This window comes from Brevibacillus sp. 7WMA2 (assembly GCF_010748895.1).
Classification (GTDB): Bacteria; Bacillota; Bacilli; order Brevibacillales; family Brevibacillaceae; genus Brevibacillus_B; species Brevibacillus_B halotolerans.
The window spans coordinates 5192292-5211126 of sequence record NZ_CP048799.1 but is presented as its reverse complement, the minus strand read 5'-3'; the positions used below and the strand labels follow the sequence as shown (position 1 = coordinate 5211126).

15 protein-coding genes and 1 pseudogene are annotated in these 18835 nt (G+C 40.6%); 3 read left to right on the top strand and 13 right to left on the bottom strand.

What is annotated here, in order from left to right:
* Positions 1–50: 50 nt before the first annotated feature.
* The gene (locus GOP56_RS22490) at positions 51–1475 is read right to left on the bottom strand and encodes an IS1182 family transposase (RefSeq protein ID WP_163245454.1); all 1425 of its coding nucleotides are present in this window, start codon (positions 1473–1475) and stop codon (positions 51–53) included.
* 333 nt (positions 1476–1808) lie between these two features.
* Positions 1809–1967: a hypothetical protein gene (locus GOP56_RS23535; RefSeq protein ID WP_003338294.1), complete on the bottom strand. Its 159-nt coding sequence runs from the start codon at positions 1965–1967 to the stop codon at positions 1809–1811.
* Positions 1968–2145: 178 nt separating this feature from the next.
* Here GOP56_RS23535 and GOP56_RS22485 point away from each other — a divergent pair, with 178 nt between their 5' ends.
* A complete protein-coding gene (locus GOP56_RS22485; RefSeq protein WP_163246686.1) occupies positions 2146–3693 on the top strand; it encodes a recombinase family protein in 1548 nt (515 codons plus the stop codon).
* 154 nt (positions 3694–3847) lie between these two features.
* On the opposite strand, the gene GOP56_RS22480 is transcribed toward GOP56_RS22485, so the two are convergent.
* On the bottom strand, positions 3848–5356 hold the full coding sequence (locus GOP56_RS22480) for a recombinase family protein (protein WP_163246685.1): 1509 nt from the start codon (positions 5354–5356) through the stop codon (positions 3848–3850).
* Positions 5357–6285: 929 nt separating this feature from the next.
* Here GOP56_RS22480 and GOP56_RS22475 point away from each other — a divergent pair.
* The gene (locus tag GOP56_RS22475; RefSeq protein ID WP_003346350.1) at positions 6286–6627 is read left to right on the top strand and encodes a zinc ribbon domain-containing protein YjdM; all 342 of its coding nucleotides are present in this window, start codon (positions 6286–6288) and stop codon (positions 6625–6627) included.
* A gap of 228 nt (positions 6628–6855) precedes the next feature.
* Here the strand turns inward: GOP56_RS22475 and GOP56_RS22470 are convergent.
* From GOP56_RS22470 to GOP56_RS22460, 3 genes and pseudogenes are all read right to left on the bottom strand, one after another.
* Positions 6856–7209 (bottom strand): annotated as a pseudogene (locus GOP56_RS22470) (sigma-70 family RNA polymerase sigma factor); the annotation flags it as partial.
* A 209-nt stretch (positions 7210–7418) separates the two neighbouring features.
* A complete protein-coding gene (locus tag GOP56_RS22465) occupies positions 7419–8771 on the bottom strand; it encodes a sodium-dependent transporter (RefSeq protein ID WP_163246683.1) in 1353 nt (450 codons plus the stop codon).
* Positions 8772–9084: 313 nt separating this feature from the next.
* A complete protein-coding gene (locus GOP56_RS22460) occupies positions 9085–10839 on the bottom strand; it encodes a methyl-accepting chemotaxis protein (RefSeq protein ID WP_163246682.1) in 1755 nt (584 codons plus the stop codon).
* 274 nt (positions 10840–11113) lie between these two features.
* On the opposite strand from GOP56_RS22460, the gene GOP56_RS22455 reads away from it, so the two are divergent.
* Positions 11114–11587 carry a Mov34/MPN/PAD-1 family protein gene (locus tag GOP56_RS22455; protein ID WP_003338305.1) on the top strand — a complete coding sequence of 158 codons (474 nt, stop codon included), beginning with the start codon at positions 11114–11116 and terminating at the stop codon, positions 11585–11587.
* Here GOP56_RS22455 and GOP56_RS22450 read toward each other — a convergent pair.
* The 7 genes from GOP56_RS22450 to GOP56_RS22420 all read right to left on the bottom strand — a co-directional run bounded on the left by GOP56_RS22450 (position 11550) and on the right by GOP56_RS22420 (position 18763).
* Positions 11550–13349 carry a peptidoglycan D,D-transpeptidase FtsI family protein gene (locus GOP56_RS22450; protein WP_163246681.1) on the bottom strand — a complete coding sequence of 600 codons (1800 nt, stop codon included), beginning with the start codon at positions 13347–13349 and terminating at the stop codon, positions 11550–11552. The genes GOP56_RS22455 and GOP56_RS22450 overlap by 38 nt on opposite strands.
* 124 nt (positions 13350–13473) lie before the next feature.
* Complete coding sequence (gene udk / locus GOP56_RS22445) at positions 13474–14115, bottom strand: uridine kinase (RefSeq protein WP_003338307.1); 642 nt, start codon at positions 14113–14115, stop codon at positions 13474–13476.
* 1 nt (position 14116) lies between these two features.
* Positions 14117–15397, bottom strand: coding sequence for a peptidase U32 family protein (locus GOP56_RS22440; RefSeq protein WP_163246680.1), 1281 nt, complete (start codon positions 15395–15397; stop codon positions 14117–14119).
* A 46-nt stretch (positions 15398–15443) separates the two neighbouring features.
* On the bottom strand, positions 15444–16385 hold the full coding sequence (locus GOP56_RS22435; protein WP_022585763.1) for a peptidase U32 family protein: 942 nt from the start codon (positions 16383–16385) through the stop codon (positions 15444–15446).
* Positions 16382–17035 carry an O-methyltransferase gene (locus tag GOP56_RS22430; protein ID WP_096886995.1) on the bottom strand — a complete coding sequence of 218 codons (654 nt, stop codon included), beginning with the start codon at positions 17033–17035 and terminating at the stop codon, positions 16382–16384. Before GOP56_RS22430 ends, GOP56_RS22435 begins: the two co-directional genes overlap by 4 nt.
* Positions 17036–17156: 121 nt before the next feature.
* Positions 17157–18263, bottom strand: a complete 1107-nt coding sequence (gene mltG / locus GOP56_RS22425) for an endolytic transglycosylase MltG (protein WP_163246679.1) — start codon at positions 18261–18263, stop codon at positions 17157–17159.
* Between the two features lie 86 nt (positions 18264–18349).
* Positions 18350–18763, bottom strand: a complete 414-nt coding sequence (locus tag GOP56_RS22420; RefSeq protein ID WP_163246678.1) for an NUDIX hydrolase — start codon at positions 18761–18763, stop codon at positions 18350–18352.
* Positions 18764–18835 lie beyond the last annotated feature (72 nt).

The following is an 18835-nucleotide window of genomic DNA, read 5'->3' as shown; positions in this document are numbered from 1 at the left end:
GATCCTCAGACCTCTCATTAGAGAGGTCTCAGGCTGTGGACAAACTCTTCTTAAGCTACTGCTATAAGGGGAGTTTGTTTTATTTTTTGCTGGTAAAAGGTTAGTAGTTGAAGAAGCTTACGCTTCTCCTTTTCAGGATTCCAAAGCCACGTAGCGAGCTTTTTTAAATTCATAGAAGCAAAAACAAGCATCACCTGCATGGTCACTTTTTTAATCCCTCGTAAAGTGGTCCATCTCAAGCCATGCTTTTCCTTCAAATCTGCAAATACTCGCTCAATCGTTTCTTTTCTTTTTGAATAGATTTCCTTATTTTTGAGTGTATGTCTAAGATGATCAGCTTCTTCTATATATTCTGCCCATATATGACGACTGATTTTTTTCACTGTATCCTTGCTATTTGTACATTGGTTCCGAAAGGCACAATCTTTGCAAATTGATGGATTCGATCTGTATATTCGATACCCCTCACGGGTTGTTGTCTCATAAGACAATACTTCATTTGCAGGGCAAACATAGCAATCATAATATTCATCATAAGCATATTCGTATTTCTTAAAGAATCCCTCCTTTGTACGTGGTCGTGTATATGGCATTGCAGGACGTATACCAGAAGTAATGAGGGTTTTAGCAATATAAGGGGTTTTATAGCCTGCATCTACTGCTACTGCATAGGGTTTTCCTACTTGATGAATAGCTTGATTTAATACATCCTGAAACATTTGACTGTCGTGAACGTTAGCAGCTGTTACTTTTGCACTCAATATAAATCCGTTCTTATCGCTTGCGGCATGGAAGGAGTATGCAAATAATCTTTCTTTTTCATCCTTAATAAACCAACCACTATCAGGATCAGTAGTGCTCAACTTCACTTCCTTTTGTATAGACTCAGACTTTTTTGGCAAGGGTTTCTTTCCGTGATCGATCCTATCCTGATTTAATTCTTCTTCTAAATAAGATAGATATTTTTTAGGTTCTTGTTCAACTATGGTCTTTCTGTATTTCTTCTTATTCGCATTAGCCTTTACGTGAGTAGAATCAATAAACATAACAGAAGAATTAACAAATCGATGCTTAAGAGCTTCTCCAAGAATATGTGCAAAAATGGTTTCAAAGAGATCTGTATCTTGAAAACGGCGAGCATAATTTTTACCGAAGGTAGAGAAATGAGGTACTGGTTGAGTGAAGTCATAACCGATAAACCACCGATAAGCTACATTCGTTTCCAGTTCTTTAATTGTCTGACGCATAGATTTTATACCAAATAAATATTGAATAAATACGATCTTTATTAGCACAACAGGGTCGATACTTGGTCTCCCATTATCTTCCGAATATTTGTCTTTTACAAGATCATATATAAAAGTAAAATCAATTGCTTTCTCAATTTTACGAACTAAATGATCAGAAGGGACAAGTTCATCTAACGAAACAAAGGACAGTTGGTAACGGCCTTCTGCATCTTGTCTTTTTAACAAGTAACTCACTCCTTTCTGCTATATTCATACATTCAACAAAAAAGCGTGCAGACCTCCATACCTTTCGGTATTTTGTCTACACGCTGAGACCTCTCATTAGAGAGGTCTTTTATTTTAGCGAGTGAAACGAAGCTGTACGCTTGGCAATCTCCAAACATACCTCCAGCTTAAGAAACATATTTTAGGTTATATAAAAGAGAAAGGACGATATGAAATAACAATAGGAAATATCCACCTTTTACGATCAGTTCTACATCTGACGGATTAATCAATAATGTGTGTGTAAAGGAAGAAAATTTTTATAAGCTTGTACATCACGCCCAGATTGGGCGATCATACCGAGGCATCTTTGGCATAAAGGGATTTAATAATGGCCCAGCCAGCGTTGTGATAATCACGGAGAACCTTTTGCTTTTCCTCCTCTGTCATAGGGGGAGGAGCTACGATATTCACAATGGTTTGGCCATCTTGAATGGACATATCGTACTTCATGTAATGATCCCTCCTCACTTTTATCTATATGAGGTGATGGCAATGGGACAATCCTGATTTTGTTGCTTCATTCGAACACATCAATATAGGATTTTTTACAAATTATTTCTACTCATTTTGCTTAAGACAATGGATTTCATTTATCATAAGCATGATCTTGCTTTTTGGGAGGTATCGTATGAAACGCATCGCTATTTATTTACGCAAATCCCGAGCAGACCTCGAAGCAGAATCTCGTGGTGAAGGGGAAACCCTTGCAAAACATAAAAAAGCCTTGCTGAAGGTGGCAAAGCAATTACAACTAAATATCGTCAGAACTCGTGAGGAAATCGTCTCTGGCGAAAGTCTCCTCTACCGCCCAGAAATGCAAGAGCTTTTAAAAGAAGTTCAAGCACATGAATATGATGCTGTACTGGTGATGGATATGGATCGTCTAGGACGAGGTAATATGCAGGAGCAAGGCCTGATTCTTGAAACATTCCGCCAATCTAAAACCAAAATCATTACCCCCCGAAAAATCTATGACCTAGAGGATGAGTGGGACGAAGAATACAGCGAATTCGAAGCATTTATGGCTCGAAAAGAGCTAAAAATCATTAATCGTCGGCTACAGGGCGGACGCATTCGTTCCATTGAAGATGGCAATTACATAGGCACTCGCCCACCATATGGATATTTAATTGAAAAGAAGGGAAAAGAACGATACCTCATTCCCCATCCCGAACAAGCACCTGTTGTGAAAATGATCTTCGAATGGTATGCACATGATGACTACCAAAAACGACTTGGAACAAGTCATATCGCTAATCAATTAAACAAGCTTGGGTATAGAACTTATACAGAAAAAACATGGACGGCCCCATCTGTCCTAGTCATATTAAAAAACGCTGTCTACATCGGGCGTGTACAGTGGAAAAAAACAAGCTACAAGAAATCCACGGATGTAACAAAAAAGAGCGAAAAAAAACTTCGACCTCCTGAAAAGTGGATTGATGCAAAGGGGAAGCATGCACCTTTAGTTTCGGAAGCGTTATTTTATAAAGCGCAAGAAATCTTACAGAAGAAATACCATGTTCCTTATCAATTGGTAAATGGCATTACGAACCCATTCGCTGGTGTTATCAAATGTGATCTATGCGGATCATCTATGGTTTACCGCCCGTATGGTAATAATGCGCCACATTTGAAATGCTATAACCAGCGTTGCAAAAATAAAAGTAGCCGCTTTGATTATGTAGAAAACGCCATCATAAAAAATTTGAAGAAATGGTTAAATCAATATAAAGCCAATTGGGATGCATATAAAGAGCCTGAATCAAGTACCAGCTCTATCAAACTGAAGGAATTTGCTGTAAAAAGTCTCATACGTGAAAGAAAGGAATTAGAAAATCAAAGGTCTAAATTACATGACCTTTTGGAACGCGGAATTTATGACGAAAAAACATATGTAGACAGATCACACCGCATAACATCACGCATGGACGCTACAAAAGCAGCTATTATCCAAACACAAGAAGAATTGCGTCTAGAACTACAAAAAGAAAAAGCGCAGCATGACATGATTCCTAGGGTTGAAACAGTAATAGATTTATATGAAAAAACAGATGACCCTGCTAAAAAGAATCATCTGATAAAATCAGTCCTCGATAAAGTGATCTATCGAAAGGAAAAGCATCAACGAAATGACCAGTTTGAGATAACCCTGTATCCTAAATTACCTCAATAAAAAATTGACACTCAGATGGATAACATCTAAGTGTCAATTCATTTCCTTCTTTATCCATTCCAATCGGATCATGCAGAGATACATCCTTTTTGGTTTTTTTCAAACTACGTAGGTGCATCAGAATTTCCATTTTACAGTCAATAGTGATGCATGGTTAGAATGTGTAAATTTCTACACTGTCCTCAAAAACTCTTACTTCACGGACGATGTGACGAATCATTTTCTGTTTCTCTTCAAAGGTAAGCTCCTCTCGTCCTTTATTTAGGTAATATTCGACAGCCTCCAGAAGCTGGCTCATACTATACCTGTTCCTTTCCTGATGCAAAACTGAAGCTGTAAGAGCAGTTAATTCCTTTGTTAATTCTGCTTCTCTTTCTTTAAGCTCACGAATAGATTGTTGAATCTCTTCTTGGGATATATCAAGTCCTTGAGAAAATAACATAAGTAGCCGTTTCCTACCCGACTTCGCCTTTACGATCTCTTTTTCCAATCGAGATATCTCAGCTTCCTCCAAAGAAGAATTTTGATCAAGCTGCGCTATCTCACTTGCTGCCGCAATTTCGTTCGGTTGATTCAGCCAGGTCCTAATTGTTCTCCATACCTCATTCTCCAGCTCCTTCGCTTTTATTTTCCTACCGCAACCAAAATGTTTCGCACCAGAAAAATTTTTTACATCCGTATATTCAAGTATGGGCTTTCCCCAATTACTTGATTTTCTACCTGTCATCGTATTCTCGCAATTTCCACAGCGTACCAGCCCACTTAAAAGATATCTGTGGTTGCTCTCCTTCGCCCATCTACGCCGTGACTCGTCCATTAACTGTTGTGCGTGTTCATACGTTTCTTTCCTGATAATAGCTGGACACTGTACTTGTATCCACTCCTCTTTCGGGCGTTGTCTCATTGGGATACGTTCCTCTGGAGCCCTATGCTTATTGCCTAGCATCCCCTCCGTGTTCCAACGATTTTGATAAAACTCACCGATGTATGCACGATTTAGAAGGATCTGTCGAACTACTTGACGATGCCAGACATTTGCTCCGCGTTTTGTCGGTATATTTTTTTTTGTAAGATAATGAGCAATTCCATTAATCCCCTTTACGAGATTGTTCGGTTTTGTAAATAAATCGAATATAAGTCTCACAATTTCCGCTTCGTTTTCATTGACAATCATTCGGTCATGCTCTTTATCGAAGTTGTATCCGTAGACTTGAAAATCTCGCAGAACTTTACCCTGCCGTGCTTTTTGTCTGCGCCCTCGGCTCATACGTTCTGTAATTTTTGCTTTCTCGAATTCGGCAATGGCACCGCGCATACTGTAAAACAGATTACCCTCTGGAGTCTTCGCATATTCGCCATTAACAAAGACCAATTCAACACCGCGCTTATCTAGCTCATCTGTAATAATAAGCTGATTCATCAGTTTACGCGAAAGTCGATCCGGGTCTAAACATATGATCTTTTTGATAAGTCCGTCCCGAGCATCCTGACGCATTTTTGTTAATGCAGGCCGATCTAGAAATTCCCCTGAAATTCCTTCATCCACATATTCTAAAACATTATCCGTTTTGGCCTTTCTTCGGCATTCGGCTATCTGGTCTTTCAGGCTGAACCCCTTCCTGGCTTGCTCCTCGGTGCTTACCCTCGCATATACCCCGACCATCTAACCTCTCCCTTCTGTACTTTTCTTCCAGATAAGCATAGCAGCATAGACGTATCTCGCTAGTAGAATCACCTTCGATCACTTTGATATGCATCTAGGCATCCCCCCCATAAAGGTTATGCGGGTTGTGCTTGTCTGCTTTCGAAAAAAGCTTCTTTATTTATCAGCCAACAGTTTCGTTGTATAGTAAGTGACGTTTCTGGACCTCTCATGGCTATAAACATTTTGATGGGAGAACCTACTAGGATAAAGTGTTTTATAGTTGGAAAAAAATTTGGACTAGCCATTATTTTCACATGACTGATGCTGAGTTGATCATAGAGAGCGGCAGATGATTTGACATACTGCCTCTTATCTTTTTACCTGCCCGTCCATACTTTCCAGCACCTACTGTTTTTGTAATCCTATACTTGCTCAAATAGCTATCCGAATAAACAAACGCATTTCCCTGAAGGTTCGTCCAATCATTTGTCACTGTTTCTGCTTATTATAAAGTATTAAACGATAAGGAGGTGGCGTACATGTCTTGTTGCTTCCGCAGACGCCGTCGTTGCTGTTTCAGAAGACGTCGTCGTTGCTGCTGTCGTCGTCGCTTCTTCTGTTAGATCTTACTCCGATACCGTCCCCCTGATAAGCGGGCGGTATCCTTTCTTATCTTGCTTCAGGGGTACATGTACATAGGAAAATAGTTATATCCCATTCACATGGAAAACAAGCGATATTGTATCAGGTATTACCTGCTTTTTTATGAGGATCATAAAGGGAAAGGTTGTCAATACGAGAAGACTATGGCAGTATATAAGGATATAAGAAACTACCTATATTTTTGTGGATTTCGAGTTCGTTGCTTTTCTTCGAAGTTGTAAAACAGAAATTGAAAATTATTCTTATATATTCATTAGCATGAAACGAATGGAGGAAATGAAAGAATGGTAGATTTGCCAAATTGCCCAAAGTGTAATTCAGCATACACGTATCAGGATGGAAGTCTGTTTATTTGCCCTGAATGTGCTCACGAGTGGACTTTAGCAGCAGAAGCTGAACATAGTGAGGATAAAAGAATTATTAAGGATGCAAATGGAAATGTCTTAAACGATGGGGATACTGTAACAGTAATCAAAGACCTTAAAGTAACAGGAAGCTCTTCCGTCATTAAAATTGGTACAAAAGTAAAAAATATCCGCTTAGTTGATGGGGATCATGATATTGATTGCAAAATTGATGGTTTTGGGGCTATGAAATTAAAATCTCAATTTGTTAAAAAGGCCTAATTATTGCTTCATGCCATCAAACTGCAATAGCTAACTTTATACACGAAACACCCGTGGGTGCTTTCCAAACTATACATAGTCTCTCCCACACTGGAGAGTCCACCTTTGAAGAAGAAGTAACCGTAGGAGCTGATATCTTGCTCAGCGCGGTTGCTTCTTTTTTTGACAACAATAGTAGCACAACTCACACACAACCCGTTTAGCCTGATCAAAAAGGAAACGCATGACTAATGACATTAGAATATCATTTTCAATACATCTTGCTGCATAGGTAGCAAGCTTCGTTCCTTTATTCACCTGGTAACTCTCAATGGCTTTAATCAGTCCGATGGTACCAATAGAGATTAAATCCTCGCTGTCCTCGCCGGTGTTTTCGAATTTTTTGACGATGTGCGCCACCAATCGCAAATTATGCTCAATTAATTTATTTCGAGCGATGGGGTCTCCCGTTGCCATTAATTTAAGATATTTCTCTTCTTCTACCTCGGGCAGCGGTTGCGGAAACGCATTGTTTTTTACATACGCAACAAACATAACCAATTCCTTAAACAGTAGCGAAAGCGCCACGAAGACACTTGACAAATCTGCCACCTCCCCTTCAGTCTGCTCCTCTCCCTATCCATATGTAGGCAATTGCCTATACGTGCCTGTACAGGAACAAAACGAATAAAATCTCGAAATAAAATAAATAACCTAAAATAGTATTATCTATCAATAAAATGAACATATAAGCTTGCTACTATCAAAAAAAGCCAGCTAATTAGCTGGCGAATACGAATGTAATCTAGATTTTAGGAAAACGTAACAATTCCCAACGTATTTAAGAACACAAGAATAATGAGAACAGGTAACACATATCTGACTAGTAGAAACCAAATCCCAAAGAATCTTGTTGCCAGTTTGGAACCGCGTACGAATTCGGCCTGTAGTAGCTCTCGTTTCATTTTTGTAGAAACAAACAGGGCAATAAGCAAGGCTCCTAATGGTAGCAACAGGTTACTAACTAGATAATCTGCTGCTTCGAAAATACTTTTGCCAAAAATAAGTTTATCTGACCAAATTCCAAAAGACAAACAGGATGGTATTCCTAGTACAAATACCCCCATTCCAGCTATCCAAGAATAGCGTCGACGTTTGCTTGGATCTTTTCGCGTCAGGGAAGCTACCGTTATCTCTAAAAGGGAGAAAGCAGATGTAATCGTGGCAAAAAAGAAAAGGGCCAGGAAACAAGCTAAAAAGAGTCCCCCAAATGGTATCTGACTAAATACAGCGGGTAACACGTGAAAGAGTAGTCCCGGTCCTTGTGTAGGTGTAAATCCAAGTGCAAATACGGCTGGAAAAATCGCTAACCCTGCGAGCAAGGATATGAGTAAATTTAGACTTACAATGGAAACGGCTGATCGAGTTAAGCTTACTGATTTATCCAAATAGGATGTATAAGTAGCCATCGCAGATGCCCCAAGACTTAGTGCAAAAAATGATTGTCCCATCGCAGCTAAAATCGTGGAAGATTCGATTTTGCTCACATCAGGCTTTAAGAAGAAAACGATTCCTTCCCATGCGCCAGGTAACGTTAAGGCTCGTCCCATAAGCACAATAAACAAAATAAATAAAGCAGGAAACATATACTTATTGGCCTTTTCAATGCCATTTTGAACGCCGCGCGAAATGATGATAATTGTTAGCACGATAAAAATAAATTGAGCAAATAACGCTAGATAAGGCTCAGAAATGACTTGCCCAAATAATTGCTCATAATTCATATTGGGATGGCTTAATTTTCCTGTGACTGCCATGCCCAAATATAGTAAAATCCAGCCTCCTACTACACTATAAAAGGAGAATAGTAAAAAGCACGTGATGACTCCCATGATACCCAAGAAGTACCATTTCGTTCCGGGAGCTAATTCTCGGTAGGCAGACACCGCTTCCTTTCCTGTACTACGACCAATAACAAATTCACATAGTAACAGTGGCAACCCAATCAGTAGAGTAAAGAATAGAAATAATAGAAAGAAGATTCCTCCCCCACTGGTTCCCGCTACATATGGAAATTTCCAAATGGCGCCTAATCCAATTGCTGATCCGGCTGCTGCCAAAATAAATCCAATTCGTGAAGTCCATTGTTCTGACTGATGACTCATACTATACTCCGCTCCTGACTTTTCTCTGCTACTTTCATTGGCCCCTCTAAAGGCCCCTAAACTTTATATTATACCTGATTTTTGTCCAATTCCAAAGTGCTTTATGACGAAACCTTCTTTTCTAACAAAGAGAATATATGTATCCGTTCTAAAAAAGACGACAGGATTCTTGCTTCCCTGCCGTCTTTCCACATAATTTCGAACCTACATGTATCTATTGTCTACAATGATTCGTTCCCTACAATTCTCTAGTCTGTTCCTGTGTAGGTATCTTTCTTATTAAAAAAGTATCAGGTTGTACTTGTGAATTTTACTATTCTTTTTTCACTGTAAAATGTTCAACCGCAGTCTGTAACGCTTTTGCCGTTCGATTCACTTCACTTGCGGAAGCGGCAACTTCTTCAATGGCGACTAACTGCTGCTGAGAGGAGGAGGCTACGTTTTGTGTATATTGTGTAGCACCTTGAGCAATTTGTGATAATTGCTCTATCGTCGCCGTGACCTCCTCTGAACTAGCTGACATCTGTTCGGAGGAAGCGGACACCTCTTCAATTTGTCCGGTAATATTTTGAATGGACGAAACAATTTTCTCAAAAGCCTGTCCAGCCTGCTCGACAGCTTCTACCGTTTCTACTACCTCTTTTTCTCCTCTTGTCATGGAGTCCATTGCTTGTTGCGTGCCCTCCTGAATGCCTTGTACCAGCAATCGGATTTGATCTGATGATTCTTTCGATTGTTCAGCTAGTTTACGCACTTCATTAGCTACAACAGCAAAGCCTTTTCCTTCATCACCTGCACGTGCCGCTTCAATCGCTGCATTTAATGCAAGTAGATTGGTTTGATTAGAGATTGTAGTAATGGCTCCAGTAATATGTCCGATTTCAGTAGAAACCTCATTTAAGATATTAATAACCATTACAGCTTCATTCACGGTTTGACTTAGTGCTTTCATTTGTTCAATCGTATTTTGGACCACTATATTTCCTTGCTCGGCTTCTTTTGTTGCTTCAACAGCTACTTCTGCTACTTGAGAAGCAGACTGGGCAATACGCTGAATTCCTGTAGCCATTTCTTCCATGGAACGTACACTTTCCATAGCCCCTTGCATCTGGGTTTCCGAACCGGCTGCTACCTGTTGAATATCGGCGGAAATTTGTGTCGTGGCTTGTGTTGTCTGTTCCGCGTGAACAAAGAGATTTTCTGAAGAGTCGACCATACTTGCTGTTGTTCGATCAATCCCCTTCACCACCTCTTCAATGCTACATAACATCGCATTAAAGTTCTCTGCTAGTACCCCTATCTCATCCTTAGAAGTACCTGGAACACGAACAGTAAGATCTCCTTGTGCAGTCTGTAAAGATAGGTCAGATATATCTTTGATGCGCTTCAACGTATGACGAATGGCAAAGATACTGCCACCAAGTAAAAGACCACCCATGCATAAACTTATTAATACAGGTATTTGTAAGCTTTGCAAAAGATCTTTTTGCATCAAATCATAATCAAAGTGAATAGCGAGTACAGCCGAGACCTGATCAGAACGGTTCTTAATCGTGGTAAATACCGTTAAAATCTCTCTGTCTTCCATAAAAAAGGGTTTTGAAATACTTTCTCCCTTTTCCAATGCTGTTTGATAAGCGGTAAGCTGTGATGGATTAAGCTCGACCACAGTATTAGGCTTAACTCCCGCCTCGACAAGCTTGTCACTTGCTAAAATAACCTTAAGCCGGCTCTTTTGATCTGTTTCAATAAGGTCTGGAGCAAATAGATAACCATCTGTTATATATTCCGCTTTTAAAGAATTATCCAACTTATTGGACAGACTTATAAACACGTTGGTGTACCCCGAATAGGTGCTTGAATCGTCAGTGAGTAGACGCTTCACGGCATCTATTTCTGAAGATAAGGTTTCAAGCTGGGTATCGACTGTTTTTGAAATTGCTGAAATTACTTGAATAAACATCTGTTTCTGACGATCGTACGATAAAACAATAGAAACCGAGGCAAATAATAAAATGATGACTGAGATGAAAGCTATCGCACGAAACGAAAGGCTTTTGTGATTCAAATGGTATCGCCCCCCACATTTTTCAGTGATTTGAACAGACCTATGCATTATCTATATCGTCAATATACATCAAAAAATTTAGGCCTAATTACATACTATTTGTAAAAAATTCGAGATTATAGCTTTTTACACAAAAGAACAGGGTATTTTGTCCTGTTATTCTTCTTTTTTTATTTTTGGTTATAACCACTTGACCAATACACGTCCTCCCAGCCTCTCACATATACTGGCAAGATAGTTAGCAGTTCCGTCATTTTGGAAAGGAGGTCTTGGAATGACAACCTTATACCTTACAGAAACCGCATGGTCACAGATACGAAGGGCGGTTGGACATTATCCAGAATTAGAAACAGGTGGAATTCTTTTAGGCTATAAACAAGATGCCAATAGTTGGATTATTACATTTGCTAGTGAACCTGGTCCTAATGCACTACGCATGCAGCATTCCATTTTATTTGATGATAATTATCTTCACCGTATCATTAAGCGTAAAACACGACCAAATAGTAAAATACAGTACATTGGTGACTGGCACAGTCATACTATGCCGCGTCTTACGCCCAGTCGAACCGACAAAAATACGTTTGTTCAAAAAAGTAATCAAAATGAATATCGATCAAATTCACCTATCATGTTGATTGTCGGATATAACCGACAGAAACAGCTAATGGCTCGTGGATACTTCCTAGAAAAAGGGATTCGTTCTTTTTCTAAGATCGAAGTTCAAACGTCGCAAGCCGCTCAATAGCTAATTTAAATGCTTGAGTCGCTTTATTCGCCCCAGATATCTGCTGGTTTTTCGCTACCACTGCAATAGCGTATCGAGGACTATTAGCAGGAGCAAATCCAGCAAACCACTGATGCACCTTAGGCTCTCCTTTATATAAGACCTGTGCGGTTCCGCTTTTACCAGCAACAGATAACGGCAGGTCTTTCAAGGAGCTGCCCGTACCTTGCCGGACAACCTCCTGTAGAAAACGCGAGAGCTTTTGAGAAGTAACCTTATCCACTCCTACTCCAGTTACATCCTTCTGTGAAAACTCATAAAAACGACTTCCATTTCGATATTCAATATCCGAGGCAAGACGAGCTTCTTTTGCTGTACCGCCTCTGGCAATCATCGCCATCATATTTGCTGCTTGCAAAGGAGATATTTGTACATCTCGCTGACCAATTGCTGTCTGAATGAGAACACCCTCATCATTTGGTGAAACCTCTTTAGCAAACACTTGTCCACTCTCTTCACCATCTAGTTGTGTAAAGTTCTCCATTTTATATAACTGGTCAATCTGCCAGCCAACCTGCTTAGTCAGTCCCATTTTCTCTGCTTGCTTCAGGAGCCGTTCTCCTCCTAAACGCTTGGCGATTTCTGCAAAAGTAATATTACATGACTCTGCAAAGGCCTCCAGCATCGTTAAGTGTCCGTGACCTTCTTTTTTCCAGCAGGAGAATCCGTATTTTCCATAGCTGCCTTCACAGGTAAAGGTTTCACTAGGGGATACAACCCCATCTTCTAGTGCAGCAGCAGCTACGACTGTTTTATAAACCGACCCTGGAGAAATCTGAATCAATGCTTGGTTTTTCCAATTTCCTTCTTCCACATTCACCTTTGTTGGATCAAACTTGGGACGAGAAGCCATTGCCAGGATATCACTATTTTTCACATCGAGCACTACGATCGCCCCAGCTTCTATTTCTGCCATATCCATTGCTTGTTCCATAAATGCTTGAATTTGGCGATCCATTGTTGTTTTAACTGTCAATGGATAAAAGGCATTATCCTCTATCGAAAATCTGGTATCCAATCCACTCAATGGATTTCCTTGACCATCTACATAATAAGAGAGAATGGAAGGCTGCATTCCTTGTAAAAATCGATCGAACGTTCTCTCCAGCCCTGAAGAACCAATTGGGGTATCTGGCATCATTTTTCCATTCTGTAAATCATCTGGATATAATTGTGCGATTCGCTCAGGATTTTGACTTACATACCCGATCACCTGTTTAGCGATACCGTTTGGAGCATAGCGTTCCGTCATTGCTACGGATAAAATGCCTGGAATTTTTAAATCATTAATTTGCTTCATCTGTTTTTCATTTAACTCAATCATATTTCCAGCGAAGTCACGCAAAGGAGCCGGATTTTTTCCTTTCTGAATCATTTTCATGATTTCAGACTCCCTGCTTTGCACAATTTCTGCTACCTTTCTAATCTTCTCATTTACCTCCGCATTTCCACGAGCCAACGGAAAAATAATGAGCGCATTCTTTTCTACGCCTGTAAGCGGTTCTCCATGACGATCTGTGATTTCGCCTCGACCACTGTTTAATGTAATAGCTTGCTGTCTTTGCCTAACCGCCGCTTTAACCAAATCAATTTTATGAGGGGAAAACGAATTAGTTGCTGCTATCTGAATCCACCAAAGCCTAAGCAATAAGCCCCCGAACAACAAACTAATGATTAATAGGATGAGAAAGCTTCTGCGTTTATTTAGCACTTGCAGATCCATTTTCTATAACTAACCTCCTCTCTTTTTTCTCACCAGTATCTCCCTCTAGGCACTTTTTCAAACCAAAAAGACTCACACCATATAAGATGGCATGAGTCTTTCTCCATTCATGTAATAGCTATGCTTATTCAAAAAAACATTGGTTCTTATCATGCAGGATGTTGTGAATCTTTGTGGAGAGCAGATCAAGTGCTACCTTGTTATAGCCACCCTCTGGAATAATGATATTTGCATAGCGCTTAGTAGGTTCGATAAATTGCAAATGCATAGGACGAACAACATTTAAATATTGTTGGACAACACTGTCTAAACTACGTCCGCGCTCCTCAATATCGCGCTGAATACGCCTCACGATGCGAACATCGGCATCTGTATCAACAAATACCTTAATATCCATCATATCGCGAATACGTTGGTCTTCTAAGATTAACATACCTTCAAGGATAATAACATCGGCTGGCTGGACATGGACTGTCGTTGCCGCTCTGGTATGCTCCTTAAAATCATATTGCGGTTTTTCGATTGCTCGATAGTTGAGTAGCTCATGGAGGTGTGTTAGCAACAGGTCATTATCAAAAGCAAACGGATGGTCGTAATTTGTTTTTACACGCTCATCCATTGTCATATAGCTTTGATCCTTGTAATAAGAATCCTGCTCAATCATCAAGACGCTCTCGTCTTTAAACTGGCGGTATAACTCTCTTGCAACGGTGGTTTTACCGGACCCGCTTCCCCCGGCTACCCCAATAAGTACGGGGCGACCCATTCTATAGCTCCTTCCTCATCATGTCATAAGGCTTCACCGGTTGGTTAACCTTCATTTTGACCAATGACATTGGATGACGTGCTGCATCTAATGCTTCATCGGTGACATGGTGCCAAATTTGTTCTACCTGTTGTGCAAAGAATGTATCTGGTCCAAAAAATTCTACCTTCGAGCCCACTTTAAAGTGGTTGCGCACTTGAACAGTTGCAATGCTTGTAGCCGGATCGTAATCCATAACCAATCCCGCAAAATCGTAAGGGATCGGATGATCTGGTTCACCAAAGATTTGTTCTTGTGTACTTGGGCTTCCGTAAAAGAATCCAGTGGACAGCGTACGCGGCGCAGCCTTATACACTTCGTCGATCCACTCTTTTTTGATCTTGAAGTCTTTCGGATTTTCAAAGTAAGAGTCAATTGCCATGCGATATGCACGAGAAACGGTCGCTACATAATGGATAGACTTCATTCGGCCTTCCACTTTTAAGGAATCAACACCGGCTTCAATCATATCAGCAATATATGGTAGCATGCTTAAATCCTTCGGAGACATCGTATATTGCTCGTCTCCTTCAGCAAACAATGTCTTGGCACCGTTTTTCTCTGCCTCTTCAAAGTTAAATCCGTCTTCGAATAGATCATATTTCCAACGACAGGATTGTGCGCAGCCACCTCGGTTAGAGTCACGCATCGCCATATGATTAGACAATACGCATCGACCGGAATAAGCAATACACATCGCGCCGTGAATAAACGCTTCGATTTCTACATCAACATGAGATTTTATATCATAAATTTCTTTCATGGATACTTCACGTGCTAGCACGACACGGGAAATTCCTTCATCTTTCCAAAATTGAACAGAGCGCCAGTTCGTTGTGGAGGCCTGAGTGCTCAAATGAACTTCAATTTTAGGAGCCGCCTTCTTACATGCCTGAATCAAAGCAGGGTCTGCTACGATAACCGCATCAATTCCAATATTTTGCAGCTCCTGGTAATACTCGGCCATACCGCCTAAATCTTCGTTGTGGGCAATAATATTGGTCGCTACAAATACTTTAGCTCCGTGAGCATGGGCAAATTTAACCCCTTCACGCATTTCATCATAGGAGAAGTTATCAGCATTCGCACGCAAGCTGTATACTTGACCACCGATATATACGGCGTCTGCTCCATAGCGAATCGCAAACTGTAATTTTTCTAGGTTACCTGCTGGAGCCAGTAGCTCAGGCTTAGCAATCACCGGTTTCAATCCGGCTTGGTTTGGAGTTATAATCGTGCTCAAGATGATTCACCTCTCAAGTTCAATTTACGCAAGTCTTCTTTCCCATTTAAGCATGGTAAGGAATCGGTGGTTTATAATAAAATCCAGTGTTTAAAGGTCGATTTTTTGGTTGCAGAGCTTCCATTTTTTGCAGAAACTCAGCCGCTTTATCACGATATTGTTCTACATCAGATACGCACAAATCTAATGCTTCACGATATAGCTTCGTCACTGCGATTACATACTCAGATGTATGCAGCAATCCTTCAATTTTCAAACTGTCCAATTCACCATTCACAAAGTCCTCAAGACCATCAACCATACAAATATCTTCTGCACTGATAATATGAGTCCCATGGGCATCTTCATACACAGGATAGCTAATATTGCGGCGTTTTTCTTCCTTCACATACATCCCGCGATCCATGCTGGTACCTTCCTGCTCCATATCGCGTCCTTGATGACCAAAATAAGCCGAAACAAGATCACGTTTGGATTGGAAAATGCAGGTTGGTCCATGTACTTGTGCTTGAATTTCACATTTTGCTTCCTGCTGATTTTCGATCGTCTCATCTATGGTTAATTCACGTGCCAATACAGCACGGCTTGCCCCTTTTTCTGCCCAATAATTAATGGTATCGTAGCTTGTGGATAGCATTTCCATGCTCCAGTGTAGCTTTAGCTTCGGAGCCACTTGTTTAGCAGCAACCAGCACAGCGGGGTCACCGAACACCACCGCATCTGCTCCTACTGTTTCCAAATGAATGAGATAATCGTCTAATCCATCTAATTCTTCATTGTGTAATAACGAATTTATATTGATGTACACCTTAGCACCCTTGCTATGTGCCAAGCGAATCGCTTCGTCTATTTCTTCAACGGTAAAGTCTCCTGCATTGCGTAGTCCGTAGCGTGCTTCTCCAATGCTTAGAGCATCCGCACCGGCCTCAATTAGCGGCAGGACATCAGCTAATTTTTTTACCGTAACCAATAGTTCAGGCTTTTTCACGCATTGCCCTCTCCTCTCGTCTGCTTTACACTAACCGCGATCCCATCCCCTATAGGTACAATTGACGTTTCTAGTTGGGGGTGTCCCATGAGATGCTTATTAAATCCATCAATCTTCTCAACCATTTTCTTTTGCCGTTTTCCCGCCGCTTGCGGATCGGTAACAAGACCACGGTATAAAACATTGTCCGTAATTACTAATCCTCCTTCTTTTAACAGAGGAAGGTATAATTGTAAAAAGGTGAGGTATTGCCCTTTAGCAGCATCAATAAACAGACAATCAAACTCATATGACCCAGACAAACCCTTTGTCGCGTCGCCCTCAATTAGTTCAATTCGATCTTCTAGGCCAGCTTCCTTAAAGGAAGCGCGCGCGCGGGTGATCCTCTCTTCATCAAGTTCCATTGTTACTATTTTTGCCGTAGGAGCAGCCTCAGCCAGCCAGATTGTTGAATAACCAATGGCTGTACCTACTTCCAAGATGCTTTTGGGTCTTTTGATTAACAGTAAGGTACGTAAGAATTGAGCCCCGGTCAATTGAATGATAGGGATATTCTCTTCATGTGCCTCCTGCTCTAGTCGCGTTAATAGCGGGGAGCGCTGTGGAATGAGATTTTGTAAATAATGATCTATAGCAGGGTTCGTAATCATGTGGAAGGTCCCCCGTTCTCTTTCAACCAGATAATATACATTTTGGTATAGAATCTGTCATAAACTAATTCACAACCGTTCTATTATAACACATTTCGCCAAAACAGCCACTATCGTTTTGTTACCAGCTTCCTTGACTTTTCGCATTTTTGGAAGCATGCTCTGCAAATGTTTTAGAGAAATAATGCTCCTGTGTCCCGTCCTTTTTCGTCACAAAGAAGAAGTATTCGTTTTTTTGCGGATTTACGACTGACTCAAGCGACGCTCTACCAGGACTCGCAATGGGCCCAGGTGGCAGGCCCTCATGAAGATACGTGTTATATGGACTTGCTATCTTTAAATCATCAAATGTAATGCGGTCACGTTGCTTGCCTAAAACAAATTGTACAGTGGCGCATGATTGTAATTTCCAGTCATCACGCATGCGATTATAAAAAATTCCGGCTACAATTGGTCTTTCATCGTCTACTACCACTTCACGCTCGACAATCGCCGCCAAATTAACTGCTTCATCCATTGTTAACTTGTGCTTCTGTATTTGTTCGTTCCATTCTGGCTTCCATTCTTTTTCAAACTGCCCCAGCATTTTGGCGATAATCTCATGCTCAGTTGCTCCCTTACGAACCTCATAGGTTTCTGGGAACAAATATCCCTCTAGCCGATATTTTCGCCCTTCTTTCTTCGGAATAGACGAGACAAATGGAAATTCTGGGAAATCCCCTTCATTTATTTCCTGTATAAAAATATCTTTCTCAATTAGTCCTTTTTTAGCAAGCGCATCTGCAATCTGGCCTACATTCCACCCCTCTGGTATGGTAAAGCGCGCCACTTCTGCTTGAGTTCCTTCGCTCAGCATTTTAATCAATTGATCGATGGTTACCTGCTGATCAAACTGATAGGTTCCTGCTTTTAGATCACCAGCTACTCCCTGATAGCGCACATAATACGAGAATAGAGTGGCATTTTTAATAATGCCATTCTGCTCTAGCAAGGCAGCTATCTGCTTAACACTAGAACCTGAAGGGATATCTATTTCGGCTGTAGCTGTGATTGGACTTGGTTGTAGCTGTTGATATACATAATAGGTTCCCACTCCGCCAACAACTAGGACAAGCAATGTAAACCAAAGCAATCCTTTTACGATAAACCCACCGCTTCGTTTTTTCCGCGATCGGGATTGATTCCTCAATAATTCCTGTCTCTCTTCACTACCTTTTGCCAAGCTCACACACTCCTCCTCACATTACATCGCCATTCATTATACAAAAAGATCAAATATCTTGCACGTTTTGATAGAGTCTTACCGTTTATCTATCAATTTTTACCCGTATTTTTTATATCTGCAAAAACTCTTCTCAGCAAATGAGCCTGATAAAGAGAATCATCATCCAACTGCTCAATCTCTGTGAAACGAAACCATTTTGCTTCCCTAATTTTTGTTCCATCTATCTGAATAGTGCCTTCGTTCACCGTCGCTGTAAAAACATTGCACACCACTGAGTCTTTCGTTTCATCAACAAATTGATAAATACCTGAAAGACTGGTTAACTCTACTTGTAGACCCGTTTTCTCAGCTACTCTTTTCACAGCAGCATCCATAATTTTTTCCCCTGCTTGTACAATTCCTGATGGGATGTTCCATACGTTTCCAAGCTCTTCCCTATCTTCTCGAATCAGTAAACATTGATCTTCGTGTGCAATTACCGTTTTTACCATTTTTGTCGCCATAAGCTCCCTCTTTCGTCTTTGATTAAAAAAAGCATGAGCTACTGAAGAAAAGTCATCATCCCTGTGACGTCC